A 12,704-nucleotide genomic window follows, 5' to 3' on the forward strand; every position below is an offset into this window, starting at 1 on the left:
CTTAATTATGCGAGGATCGGCGGCTTCGCGCCGCTGGGCATTCATCGAAGTTCTTGACTATGTGGGCGGGTGCGTACTAGGTTCTCGAAAACGTTTTCGGTGCTGGAGAGCGGACGCTGTGAGAACACTTATCCGAACGGCTGCCGGGGTGCTCGCGGCCGGCCTCCTGCTGGTCCCGGCGGCATCGGCCGGCGCGGCTGACTCCTACACGTTCACCAGCGCCGGCAACCCGATCCTGGCCGACGGCAGCTACTACTCCGCCGACCCGGCACCGCTCGTGGTCCCGGCGGGCGCCCCCGGCAACGACACCGGCAGCGACCAGCTCTACGTCTACACCGGGCATGACGAAGCCGGTCCGGCCGTCAACGACTTCATCATGAACGAGTGGGGTGCCTTCCGGACCGGCGCCGTGGCGTCCGGCGAATGGACGCACTACCCGTCGCTGATGCGGCCCGAAGGGGTGTTCGCCTGGGCCACGCGCGGTCGTGCGTACGCCGGACAGGTTGTTCGTGGTCCGGACGGTCGCTACTACTGGTATGTGCCGATCCATGAGGCGGCCAGCACCGCCGCCAACAAGTTCGCGATCGGCGTCGCGGTCTCCGCCAGCCCGACCGGGCCGTGGACCGATCACCTCGGCGGGCCGCTGATCTCGCAGCGGGTGCCTACCGCGAACACGATCGAGAACATCGACCCGACCATCCTCGTCGAGGGCAACCGCGTCGTCGTCTACTGGGGCACCTTCGGCCAGCTCCGGATGCTGGAGTTCGCCGCGGACATGAAGACCCCGGTCGGCACCCAGCAGACGGTCACCGGCCTCACCGGCTTCTTCGAAGCACCGTGGATCTTCAAGCGCGGCACGACCTACTACCTCGCCTACGCCGGCAACAACGCCGGCCCCACGTCGCCGTGCACCCCGGCCCACTATCACGCGTGCATCGCGTACGCCACCGCGTCCGCACCGACCGGGCCCTGGACGTACCGCGGCACCGTCCTCACGCCGGTGTCGTCCACCACCAGTCATCCCGGCATCGTGGAGTTCGCCGGTCAGTGGTACATCGCCTACCACACCGCGGACGCCGCCGGTGGCGGGCACTTCCGGCGCTCGGTGGCGATCGACCGGGTCGAGTGGGACGAGACCCTGACGCCGCCCCGGATGAAACAGGTCGCACAGACCCCGGTCCGGCAACTCGACCGCACGCCGCGCGCGAACATCGCCCAGGCGGCACGGATCACCGTCTCCAACAACCCGGTGCCCACCCAGTACTGGACCAGGGCGCTCAACGACGAAATCGTCCGGGCCAACCCGCTGCCGCCCGACATGTGGGGCACCTGGACCGGCAACAACCCGGCGCAGCAGTGGGTGCAGTACACCTGGGATCAGCCGGTGCGCGTCACCGGGTCGCAGATCGACTTCTGGAACGACCAGCCGCAGGGCAGCGGAATCGGCGTGGCCGCACCGGCCTCCTGGCGCATCCAGTACTGGAACCAGGCCACCGCACAGTGGACCGACGTGTCCCGGCCCAGCGGCTACCCGACCGGGACCGCCGGACCGCAGGCGACGACGTTCGACCCGGTCACCACCACGCAGCTTCGCGCCGTCTTCAACGCCTCCACCAACGGCAGCACCTACTCGGCCGTCGCGGTGGAGGAATGGAAGGTGCTCGCCGCGCAACCGTCGGCAGTCGCCACCCCGGAGCTGACGCTTCCGGTCGGTTCGACCCAGCTGCCGGGCACGCTGCCGGTGCAGTACGGCGCCGAGACGCTGCGACTCCCGGTCTACTGGGACGCGGTCGACCCGGCCGATGTCGCCCAGCCCGGCACGTTCACCGTACGAGGGAGCATCCTGGGCTACGCGGCAGGCTGGGTGACCGCCACCGTCACGGTCACCTAGTCCCGGAACGGCAGCCCGCCGCGGGCTATGCACCGTAGAAACCCCGCGATGCCGGCGGCAACCCAGATGCCCGCGACAGCGACCGATTCGACCCACGACACGGACAGCGTGAATCGGCCGGTGACCTCGGGTGGCAACAGCCCCCACAGCGGAGCGGCGGGGAGCACCCTGGCGGTTTGCGCCACCGGGTTGTCCACGCCGAACGCGAGGAGCCCGACGAACAGGGCAAGAGATCCATAGTTGGCCACCAGGCCTCGCAGCTTGCCGTGCGCGTTCACCGATACACCGCTCGCGATGATCGTGGTATAGGCCGACACGAGGATCAGGACGGCGATCGCCAGACACATTCCTCGGAAGGAACCCAGCGGGTGCCCGGCCCGGAGCCCGTCACCGAGGCCGGTCACCGCTCCAGCCACCGCGGCACTCGCAGCGAAGAGGACCCACTGCGCGAGGGCGGCGCCGCATGACCCGCCGCGATACCAGGAAGGTTTCACCGCACTGAGGAAATAGCCGACGGAGATGCCCTCGTCGTCCTCCCGCCCGACCGTGTTCGGGACCAGGAAATACATCACCGGGAGCGCGAGTGCCGCACAGCCGATGCACGCCGCGGCAACGCCGCCGAACGCGCCGGCACCCCCGGGGTAGACGGCGAAGCCCGACGGAACGAGCGCGGAACAGAAACCGGTGAGCGCGCCGAGCAGGAACGTGCTCCGGCTGCTCCGCACGGCGATCGCCAATCGGCGCGTCAACCAGGAATTACCATTCATCGAGAAAGTCCTCGCACGGCAGGTTGTCCCGCATGCCGACGATCCGCCACATGCCGCGGAAGTTCTGGAGGCATGCCATCAGTTCGTCGCCGCCACCCCGGCTCACCATGATCGCCACCTCCCCGGGGCGGTCGGCGCCGGTGACGTTGAAGACCTCCCCGCCCGTGACCGCGGCCTTGAGTTGCGCGACGTATGGTCTGGCGTGGGTGTAGCCGTCGCCGGCGAAGTATCTTTCCGGCAGCCTGCCGGTCGTCCCCAGCTCGTTGAGCATCTCCCTGGTCACGTCGTCCGGCGCCACCCGCATCGCCTCGTCGCGGCGCCAGTCGTACGTGTATGGCCATGGCACTCCCCGCGCGATCACCGGCGGCAGCAGCCAGCCGCCGGTGACCAGCAGAACCGCCAGGCCCGCTGCCCCTGCGGCCGGCGCGACCCGCCGCCGCAGGCGCGCCCCGCGAACCGGTTCCGGGCGAGGCCGGCCCCTGCCGAGCTCCCGGGAGCGCCGGTAGGCAACCCCCCACAACACCGCGACCCACAGCCCGATGCCGGCGACGCCCAAGGCCGGATCCGTGGCACTTTGCGGCATGCCCGGGATACTCCGACCGGTCAGGAGCACGTTGACCGCGCCGCCGGGGGTGAACGGCCACAGCCCACGGACAGCGGGATAAGTGACGGCGGTCCGCTCCACGATCGCGCCGGCCGCGAACAGCAGCAGCGCCGCGCCGGTGCCGGCCGACCGGCCGCCGGCGGCCGCTCCCAGCGCGCCGCCGAGCAGCGTCCACGCCGCAGTGCCGACCAGAAGGGTCATGACCAACCCGGCGAGCGCCGTCCCCAGGTCGGCGGGTCCTTCCGCGATCGTCGCAGTGGGCGTGGCGAGCGCCCCGAACAGCGGCGTAGCGATCAGAGCCAGCGCCGCGGTGGCACCCAGCACGGTCGCCGACAGCAGGAAACACGCGGCCGAGGCGTGCACGGCGGTCATGCCGCGCCGGTTGCCGGCCAGATGCAGTGCCTGGCCGGCTCGCGGATGCGAATGCGCGCCCAGGAGATAGGCGGCGGAGATCGTCCCGGTGACGGCCATGGCGACCTGAACGCCGTCCGTCAGGTCGGCCGCGACAGCACTCGCGGTGACCGGTGCTGAGGCGTCCCGGGCGCGGACGGCGACCTGCCCGAGAACCCAGAGGACCGCGCCGGCGTTGACCGACAACAGCAGCCGGCTGCGCGCCAGCAACGTCAGATGGGCGCGGATCCCCAAGCCCGCGGTCATCGCGGGCCCGTGTCGACGAGGCTCAGGTAGAGACTCTCCAGGTTTTCGTGCCCGGAGCACACCGACGCCGCATCGCCGGAAAGGAGCACCCGTCCCGCGGCGACGACGACGAGCGTGTCGGCGATCTGTTCGAGTTCATGGAGCAGGTGGCTCGAGACGACGATGGTCACCCCCTGGCCGGCCATGGATCGCAGCAGCCCCCGGAGCCATCGGATGCCGCGCGGGTCCAGCCCGTTGGTGGGCTCGTCCAGGAGGATCAGCCGAGCGTCGCTCAGCAGCACCCGGGCGAGGCCGAGGCGCTGGCGCATGCCCTGGGAGTATCTTCTGACCAGCTTGTCGGCGGCGTCGGAGAGGCCGACTTCGCTCAGCACCTCGTCGATGCGGCCGACCCGGTCACGATGGCCGCCCGCCGCAAGACGCAGGTTGTCCCGGCCCGTCGCCCAGGTGTAGAAGCCGGGCTCCTCGATCATGGCGGTCGTGGCGGCGGGCAACTGTCCATAGCGGACGGGAATCCCGCCCACCTCCACCGTGCCGGCATCGATCGACGCGAGGCCGGTCACCATGCGGATGGTCGTCGTCTTTCCGCTTCCGTTCGCGCCGACCAGACCCACGATCTCACCGGTCCGGGCGGTGAACGAGATCGGACCGATCCGGCGCCCGGCGCGGAAGTCATGGCAGGCGCCCGCCAGCGACAGGCGCACCTCCGGCTCAGGCGGACTCATCGGCGTGTGACGGTCGCATCGGCGTGCAGCAGGACGAGCGATCCGTCCTCGGCATATCTGGCATCGACGACGTCCTGGATCACTTGCTGGTCCGCGCCGGCTCGTATCGTCGCCACCGTGCCCTGCACCACCACCGCCCGCGTCCCGGACGGATCCAATGAGGCATTCACCGTTTCCGTCCCCTCCATCGTCCAGCCGGTGCCGGACCGCACATCCCAATACCGTACGAGCGAGCGGTGGCCGGAAGGCCCGACACTCGTCGTCTCGGCCAGCAACCCGTCGCCGGCGACATGGCACGTGCCGATATGGTCCTGTTGCACGGTCTGCTTGCGGCCCGACGACTGGTCGACGACGACCGCCCGGTCCGGGTAGACGACAGCGCTGGATGCCGGACCCGTGCAACCGCCGGAAGCACCGCGATCCGCCAGCTCCTTGATCGTCCATCCGGTGCCACTGCGTGCGACGAAATAGACGGTCGCGGACGAACCGGCCCGGCTCGCGATGACCATGCTGCCGGCAGAGCCGGGAGCGATCCGCGGCATCCTCGGATTGGCCATCGCCAGGCGCTGGGTCAGTTTGCCCTTCTGATAGCTGGCGAGAAACGTGCCCTCGAGGCGGCGCTCCAACACGACCCTGTTGCGGTCGTCCCGCTGCAGCAGGACGACGTCAGCGTCAGCCGCCGGACGTGTCGCGAACCTGCCGTCCGCGCGCACGATCGTCGCCTGCCTGGCTTCGGGACCCTGATCCGACAAGGACCCGGAGGCGACGACGTCCGGGCAGGCGGCGACGCAGGTGATATAGGCGTTCTTGGCCATGGCCTCGTCCTGCCAGGCCAATTTCCCCGCACGGTCGTACCCCAGGATCACCTCCCGGCTCAGATCGAAAACCACCGAACCGTGGGCGTCCGCGGCGACGAGGAAGGGCGCGGCGGGTGGCGCCGGTGGCGGCTTCTCGGGATCCGCGGACGAGTGATAGTTCTGCAAACCGATTGTGCCGCCGATAACTGCCGTGGCAATGGCGACGGCGAGCACCACATACTTTGTTCGCACGTTCGTCTCGATCCTCCCGGAGGACGCGTGGCTGCCGCGACTGCGATGTCAACGACAGCCACGCGCGGTTCGTGCCCTACCCACAACTACCTATTCGCGAGAGTCACAGGTTCGCGTAGGTGCTGCAGTTGGGGTCGCCCCCGCTCTGATCGAAGATGGCGTTCGTCTTCATGTAGGGGCCGCCCGATTTCGGCACGTTCTCGTTGACCGGAATCTGATACGTGTTCTCGCCGACGATGTTGTCCCCGCTGGTCCAGGCGAAGTACGTGTTCGCGCCACCGTTGTTGCGCAGGCGCATGTACACGTTGTTCTTGTCCTGCGAGTTCTCATTCAGCGTGAAGCTGTTCGACTCGACGAACCAGTAGCTGCCGTTGCTGTCGTAGTACACGGTCGTGTCGAGCGTGTCGCCGCCCGCCGTGCACTGTTCGTAGTTCGACGCGGCACTCGCCGCGGTCAACGTGACCGCGGTGAACGCCAGCGCGGCGGCGGCCACGATCAGCGGTCGCCGGACATAGTGATTTGCCGACATCTTTGCTAACCTCCGTGATGTGGATCATGGATAATTGGTTAGCGTCGAATCCACGGATAACAAGATCCGGACGCCCGCCCCCCCCAGTGGGCGCAGTTCCGGCGGTGGGCATTGCCGCAGCGAAACGTCTCGGTCGACCCTGCGGCGGGAAACTCCGAAGAAGCTCGGTCGATCGTGCGATCCGATTCGGATGTTGATGCTTCCCTCGCTCGCCAGTCACCACCCGCGCAGATACCGCTTGCGGCCGTGACGCAGGAATGGGTTTGCGTCATCCAATCTTCTGCCGGCGTCAGTCTTTCCCCGTCATACCTAAGCAGCACTGACTGACGGGACTCTATTGGCGCGCATTGATGCTCGCTACCCCGCTACCGGCGCCGAAGTCAACCCGAGCGGAATTGACCAAGGATTGTCCCTGGTGGCGGCAGCCGGATCCGTCCCAGATGTGATCCCGGTCACACCTCAGGGTCGATGATCGCGCAGTGCGCCGCGCCGACGTAGGACGAGGTCAGGCGTCCGAAGCGCCGGACGCCGCAAGGAGAACGATGGCGGCCGCCACGGCAGAGAGGGCGTTCGCCGTGGCCAGCTGGGCGTAGACAATTCCCGAATCACCGGATCCGGCGACGTGTCCGGTGGCATTCTTGCGCGCTTGCGCGCCGTACTCCTCCACCAGGGTCAGATACTTGCGGACCTCGCCCGGGGCGTCGCTTCCCAAGTCCATGGTGTCCTCCAACAGGCTGTGGCAATGTCCGGGTTCGCACTCCTCCCGGCGGACAGGTGCATTCTGCCCCTACGCGGCATAGCGGCACATCGGGACGTCACCTTAGGGAGTTTCCACGACCGCTCCACAGCGGAAGCCGGTGCGGTCCGGCAGCAGGAGAAAATCTTGCTCGGGCTGATGCACGCACCGGACCGGGCTGGGACCTTCACAGTAGGGCGGTGACCGGCGCCGCCGATCGACTACCGGGGCGGTGAGTGTGGTGCGCCGTGGCTGAGGTGACGACGGAGGCGGGGATCCGGCGGGTTGCCCGCAACCACTTCGTCAAGGCCCGGATCCGGGAACGGCGACGGCTGCGACGGCTGTGGGAGGTGATCGGGCAGCTCAGTTCCGCGCGGGACTGTCAGCTGCCGGATGACGACAGCGAAGACCTGGTGCTCGCGTTGGTCGGCCGCCTGCCCCGGGAACAGCGGGCGGTCATGGCGTTCACCTATGACGGCTGGAGTCCTGCCGAGATCGCCGAGCTGCTGGAGAAGGATCCCCAGACGGTGCGGAGCACGCTGCGGCAGGCCCGGATCGCGGTCCGACGAGCCGCCTCGAGCAGGTCAAGGCGGGCCGGATGCGGCCTCCCACGCCCTGGTCGGTGTTCGGGCGCAAGCTACGACAGCTGCTTGCCAACGCTCGCCTCCGCGCGGACCGCCTCGCCGGAGGACTGACCATGCAGCGGCAGACGTCGGCGTGGCCCGGCCTGCTACCGGCCGGGACCGTCAAGCAGCTCGCGGAGATCGACCCGGCGTCGACGGCGGTCCTGCTGGCGGAGATCGCCCAGGACGCGCGGCACGCCAGGCGGATGGCCTGGGCCCGGCTCGCCGCCGCCGTGCTGATCTTCGGTGCCTCGCTGGCGCTGTCCGCGCACTTCGTGGGGGCGGGGATCTCGGCCGGCGGCATGGTCAGCGTCGGCGGTGGCACCCTCACCGTCGTCACTCTGCTGCTGACCGGCGGTCCTTCGAGGCGGCGACCCTGAGCGGACCGGCCCGGCATCCCGGGGTGCGGCTGAGGCCGCGTCCCCGGGACACCGGGCTGGGGGAGCCGGGTTGCGGGTCAGGCGACCGGCGGTCCGGGGATGTTGAAGAACGAGGTGAAGCCGCCGACCAGGTTGAGCATGATCCGGCTGCTGATGCCGTTCTCCCGGGTGCGGGTGATGAACTGGTCGACCACCGTCCGGCCGTTGACCGTGCCGCCGCCGCTGGCCGAGATGTTGCCGGTGAGGACGCCGCCCAGGTTGATGAAGCCGCCGAAGCGGGCCGACCCCGGCGGGCGCCGGTTGAGTTGCGCCTGGTTGTTCACGCCGCGGCCGTGCAGGTGCAGTCCACCGTCGGAGGCGATGGACACGGCGACGTCACCGATGCCCCGGCCACCCAGGTTGACCCAGCCGGGACTGTCGAAGTTCCAGGTCCACACGTCGCCGTTCAGACCGCGGACGAAGACCTCGTTGCCCCGCGGTACGAAGGTGAACCCCTCGTTGGACAGCGTCGGGTTGTTGGTGGCCCACATGCCGGGCAACAACGTCCACGGCGTCACCACGGCACCGGTCCGGCCGTCCAGCACCATCGTGTACACCTGCTGGAAGCGGCGCACCACCAGGCGGACGTTCGTGGTGAGGCCGGACTGGGGCAGGATGGCCGCCGCGGTCTCGCTGTCGGTGTAGTTGCCGCCCAGGTTCACCCAGCCCTGCGGGCTGCCGTTGACGAGCAGGTTGGTCCAGACGGAGCCCTCCTCGACGTCGCGGGCGAAGATGCGGATCGCCGGTGCCTGGCCCGCGTCCGGCAGCCGTACCGCGGTGACCTCACTGTTGATCGCCAGTCCGGGGATCGGGGTGAAGCCGGTGGAGGTGTTGTAGTTGACCACCAGGTTGGTGACCGCGGTGTTGCCGGAGCGCGCGAAGACCTGTGCTCCCTCCGGCGAGATGACGGCGGTCGGGTCGCCGGTGATCTGGCCGCCGATGGAGAAGAACGAGCCGTAACTGTTGGTGGACGGGGTGCCGCGGCTGAACAGCACGCTGTTGTCCGCGCCCCGGGTGATCAGGAACAGGCCGGACGGATGAATCAGCGGGGTGCTGAACTGCGTGACCTCGGTCGGCAGGGGCGGGGCGGCGGCCGCGGCGGGAGCCGCCGGTGCCATCACGCCGGCGGCCACGAGCACCCCCGCCAGCGAACCCATCAAGGTGCGTCTCTGCATCGCGTGCCTCCAGTTCGGAAGGTTCGAAGTCAGGCGAACCTATGCAGCGGTGAACACGTCGGGCATCCGCAGAACTACGGCCTCGACTACTCAATCCACCGCGGCGCCGGCACCGAACTGCTGGCGGAGGCGCCAATGCGGAACGTGGTGGTGGGCCGGGCCGGCGAGCTGAGCCGGTACGAGCGTGGCCTGGAGCGGCTGCGCGCCGGGCACGGCGGTGTGGTGGCGTTCCGGGGTGAGCCGGGCATCGGCAAGACCCGCCTGCTCGCCGCCTTCGCGGGCGCCGGTACGGAAACCTTGTACCCGGCCACCCTCGTCGACGCTCTCGCCGAGGCGCGGCGGGTCTCGGGCGTGGCGATCTGCCTGGACGACCTGCATCGGCTGCCGCCGTCCTCCGCGCCGCTGCTGGGCGAGCTCATTCTGCTCGCCGCCGGCCGGCCGCTGCTGCTCGTCCTGGCGTACCGGCCGCGCCAGGTCGACGCCGCGATCGGCGCCGTACTCGGGCGGGCGGAGGCGTCCGCGGCGCTGTCACCCGTACATCTTCCGGCTCTTGATCTTGCGGCGACCCGGGAGCTGCTCGCGGATCTACCCGACATCGGGCGGATTCACGCCGAGGGCGGTGGCAACCCGCTCTACATGAAGCTGCTGGCCGGGTCGGCAGCGGAGGCGGCCGGCGGGCTGGTGGCGGAGATAGCGGCGCTCGGCGGTGCGGAGTTGCGCACCGCCCAGGCGGCGGCCGCGCTCGGTGGCCAGTGCACTCTGGACCTGTTGATCGAGGTGTCGGCGGACGATCCGGACGAAGCGGTCCGGGCAGTCGACGCGCTGCTGACGGCCGACGTGCTGCGGCTCGACGACGGTGAACGGCTCGCGTTCCGGCACCGGGTGGTCGCCGACGTCGTCTACCGGTACATGGCGACGGCCGAGCGGTGGACGCGGCACCGCCGCATCGATGAGGTCCTGGCCCGCCGCGGCGCCCCGGCACCGCAGCGGGCCCGGCACATCGCGGCGGCCGGTCTGAGACGGCCGGAGCATGCCGAGGTGCTGCTGACGGCGGCCGCGGGCAGTCTCGACGCCGACCCGGTGAGCACGCTGCGCTGGGCGGGCGCCGCCGGAGCCCTGATGACGGCGGGCGATCCGCGGCGGGGCGCGGCGGACACCCTGGTGGCCCGCTCCCGTCTGCTGATCGGCGACGTCGCGGGCACCCGCGACAGCCTGCTGTCGGCGTTCGCGCACGCTCCGTCCGGCGCGGCCGCGGTGTACGCGGGCCGTGCGTTGACGCTGCTCGGGCAGTACGACGAGGCCGGTGCGATCCTGCGGGACGGCCTCGCCGGTGTCGCGGACGACCCGGACTCCGCCGCGCTGCTGTCCGACCTGGCGAGCCTGCTCAGCGACGACATGGACTTCGCGTCGGCGACCCGCCATGCGACGACCGCGACCGGCATCGCCCGCCGGCACGGTGACCGGCTCCGGGAGGCGGCCGCGCTCGCCGAGCACGCGTGGGCACGCGGCCGCAGCGGGGACCTCGACTCCGCCCGTCTGGTGGTCGGCGACGCCGCCACGCTGGTCGACGCCATGTCCGACGCCGCGCTCGTCCGCGACCTGCGCTGCCTGTACCGGGTGGGTCTGACGGAAATCCTGGCGGAACAGGTCGTCGATGCCCACCGGCACCTGGCCCGCGGGGTGCGGCTGTGCCGGCGCACCGGCCAGGCACACCTGTTGGCGCCGCTGCTGGCGGCCCTCGGCGACGCGCAGCTGAGGTTCGGGCAGATGGCCGCGGCGGTACGGACCCTGGACGAGGCGGTCTTTCAGGCCGGCCGCGACGAGCTGGTGCCGTACCTCTGCATGGCCGCCGTCACCCGCGGGATGGCCCGCTTCTGGCTCGGCGAGGACGATGCCGCGGTGCTCGCCGACGCCGAGGCGGTCGAGACCCGGTGCGCCGACGCGCGCTGGTCCTGGGCCGTGCTCAGCCGGAACCTGGCCGGCCAGTTGACGGCGCTGGCCGGCGATCCGAAACAGGGCAGCCGGATACTCCTGCAGGTGGGCGGCGGCCCGCAGCTGCACCGGCTGATGCCGCTGGGCCGGGTGCGCACCTGGGAGTCGTTGACCATGGCGGCGCTCGCGCTCGGCGACGCGGCGTCCGCCGACCGGTACGCGGGACTTGCGGCACAGCATCCGACCGTGGGGTCGTCCGCTACCCGGCGGGGCGTCGCCGGGCGTGCTTTGATCCGTACCCAGGGCCGCTCGGCGCACCATGCCGAGCTCGCGCTCGCGGCCCAATCCACGCTGGCCGCCTTCGCCGGCGCCCACCACTGGCTGGATCTGGCCGGGACCGAGCTGGTCGCCGGCGAAGCCTTCCTGGCGGCCCAGCGGCCGGACCTCGCCGCCGAACACCTGGACCGTGCCGCCGACCATGCGGTTGTCCTCGGCTCCGGACGGTTGACCAGGCTCGTGACGGCGGCTCAGCAGCGCCTTCGGCTGCCGTCCGTCCCGCCCTGGGCGGTGCTGCTCACCCAGCGGGAACGAGAGGTGGCCGAACTCGCCGCCACCGGGTTGACCAGCGCGCAGATCGCCCGCCGGCTGTTTCTCAGCGTCCGCACGGTGGACACCCACCTGGGCCGCGCCTACCGGAAACTGGGGGTGTCGAGCCGGGCCGCGCTGGCAATGCTCGCCGCCGACCCGCGGCCCAGGTAGAGCCGTCACCGTTCGGTAAGGGTTTTGCGGAGCGGTGGTGCGGTCTACTGCAGGGATGAGTGTACGTCTTCTTCGCCGTTCCCGGATGTGGGTCGCTGCGGTGGTGGTGGCAGCTGTTGCCGCGGCCGGGCTCTACTGGTTCCAGCCGTGGAAACTCGTCACCGATCGGGCGGTGGACGAGGCACTCAGCGTCGTGCCGGCGCCGCCGTCCGCGTCGTCGGTGCGCGAGGTGCCGCCGCCCGGGCCGGCCGTGGTCCGGCAGGGCGAGTTCATCACCCACGAACACGACACCGAGGGCCAGGCCCGGGTGATCCGCAAGGTGGACGGCTCGCACGTGCTGGAACTGGTCGGCCTGTCCACCTCTAACGGCCCCGACCTGCGGGTCTGGCTGTCCGACCAGCCGGTGCTCGGCGGCCGGCAGGGGTGGCGCGTCTTCGACGACGGCCGGTGGCTCGAGCTGGGCCGGCTCAAAGGCAACCGAGGGGATCAGGCGTACGCGATCCCGGCCGGCACCGACCTCGACGAGTTGACGAGTGTCGCCATCTGGTGCAAGCGGTTCGCGGTGTCGTTCGGCGCGGCCGGGCTCGGCCCGGTGGCCTGACGCCGGTTCAGGGACGGGCGGCCGGTAGGCGGACCTCGAAGCGGCATCCACCGACGATGTTGCGCACGCCGACCCGGCCGCCGTGCGCCTCCACCAGACCGCGCACGATGGCCAGGCCGAGGCCCCCTCCGGTGCCGGCGGGACGGTCGCCGGGGGTGCGGGCCCGCTCACCGCGGAAGGCGACGTCGAAGACGCGGGTCAGGTCGTCGGCTCGGATGCCGCCGCAGGTGTCGGAGACGG

At 70.5% G+C, this 12,704-nt stretch carries 13 protein-coding genes; 5 read left to right on the plus strand and 8 right to left on the minus strand.

Translation table 11 applies throughout. From position 1 onward, the window contains the following. The first annotated feature begins 118 nt into the window (after positions 1-118). Positions 119-1,891, plus strand: a complete 1,773-nt coding sequence (locus Ari01nite_RS42215) for a family 43 glycosylhydrolase (RefSeq protein ID WP_239163485.1) — start codon at positions 119-121, stop codon at positions 1,889-1,891. On the opposite strand, the gene Ari01nite_RS42220 is transcribed toward Ari01nite_RS42215, so the two are convergent. From Ari01nite_RS42220 to Ari01nite_RS42245, 6 genes are all read right to left on the minus strand, one after another. Then, a complete protein-coding gene (locus Ari01nite_RS42220; RefSeq protein ID WP_203789355.1) occupies positions 1,888-2,460 on the minus strand; it encodes a hypothetical protein in 573 nt (190 codons plus the stop codon). The genes Ari01nite_RS42215 and Ari01nite_RS42220 overlap by 4 nt on opposite strands. A gap of 187 nt (positions 2,461-2,647) precedes the next feature. Further along, positions 2,648-3,919, minus strand: coding sequence for a hypothetical protein (locus Ari01nite_RS42225; protein WP_203789357.1), 1,272 nt, complete (start codon positions 3,917-3,919; stop codon positions 2,648-2,650). After that, entirely contained in the window at positions 3,916-4,620 is a 705-nt protein-coding gene (locus Ari01nite_RS42230) for an ABC transporter ATP-binding protein (protein ID WP_203789359.1), read from the minus strand. Before Ari01nite_RS42230 ends, Ari01nite_RS42225 begins: the two co-directional genes overlap by 4 nt. A 17-nt stretch (positions 4,621-4,637) precedes the next feature. After that, a complete protein-coding gene (locus Ari01nite_RS42235) occupies positions 4,638-5,690 on the minus strand; it encodes a hypothetical protein (protein ID WP_203789361.1) in 1,053 nt (350 codons plus the stop codon). Between the two features lie 103 nt (positions 5,691-5,793). Then, on the minus strand, positions 5,794-6,219 hold the full coding sequence (locus Ari01nite_RS42240) for a hypothetical protein (protein ID WP_203789363.1): 426 nt from the start codon (positions 6,217-6,219) through the stop codon (positions 5,794-5,796). A 505-nt stretch (positions 6,220-6,724) separates the two neighbouring features. Continuing rightward, positions 6,725-6,937, minus strand: coding sequence for a hypothetical protein (locus tag Ari01nite_RS42245; protein ID WP_203789365.1), 213 nt, complete (start codon positions 6,935-6,937; stop codon positions 6,725-6,727). Positions 6,938-7,203: 266 nt separating this feature from the next. Here Ari01nite_RS42245 and Ari01nite_RS42250 point away from each other — a divergent pair, with 266 nt between their 5' ends. Both Ari01nite_RS42250 and Ari01nite_RS42255 read left to right on the plus strand, forming a co-directional pair. After that, complete coding sequence (locus Ari01nite_RS42250) at positions 7,204-7,650, plus strand: RNA polymerase sigma factor (RefSeq protein WP_203789367.1); 447 nt, start codon at positions 7,204-7,206, stop codon at positions 7,648-7,650. Between the two features lie 2 nt (positions 7,651-7,652). After that, complete coding sequence (locus Ari01nite_RS42255) at positions 7,653-7,958, plus strand: hypothetical protein (RefSeq protein WP_203789369.1); 306 nt, start codon at positions 7,653-7,655, stop codon at positions 7,956-7,958. Between the two features lie 77 nt (positions 7,959-8,035). Here the strand turns inward: Ari01nite_RS42255 and Ari01nite_RS42260 are convergent, their stop codons facing one another. Continuing rightward, complete coding sequence (locus Ari01nite_RS42260) at positions 8,036-9,172, minus strand: PLL family lectin (protein WP_203789371.1); 1,137 nt, start codon at positions 9,170-9,172, stop codon at positions 8,036-8,038. A 135-nt stretch (positions 9,173-9,307) separates the two neighbouring features. Here Ari01nite_RS42260 and Ari01nite_RS42265 point away from each other — a divergent pair, with 135 nt between their 5' ends. Together Ari01nite_RS42265 and Ari01nite_RS42270 are read left to right on the plus strand one after the other, a co-directional pair. Beyond that, positions 9,308-11,863 carry a helix-turn-helix transcriptional regulator gene (locus Ari01nite_RS42265; protein WP_203789373.1) on the plus strand — a complete coding sequence of 852 codons (2,556 nt, stop codon included), beginning with the start codon at positions 9,308-9,310 and terminating at the stop codon, positions 11,861-11,863. Between the two features lie 55 nt (positions 11,864-11,918). Then, on the plus strand, positions 11,919-12,464 hold the full coding sequence (locus Ari01nite_RS42270; RefSeq protein WP_203789375.1) for a DM13 domain-containing protein: 546 nt from the start codon (positions 11,919-11,921) through the stop codon (positions 12,462-12,464). Between the two features lie 7 nt (positions 12,465-12,471). On the opposite strand, the gene Ari01nite_RS42275 is transcribed toward Ari01nite_RS42270, so the two are convergent. Beyond that, positions 12,472-12,704 (minus strand): ATP-binding protein (locus Ari01nite_RS42275; protein WP_203789376.1); only part of this gene is annotated, 233 nt, incomplete at its 5' end.

Source organism: Paractinoplanes rishiriensis, assembly GCF_016862375.1.
Taxonomy (GTDB): domain Bacteria; phylum Actinomycetota; class Actinomycetes; order Mycobacteriales; family Micromonosporaceae; genus Actinoplanes; species Actinoplanes rishiriensis.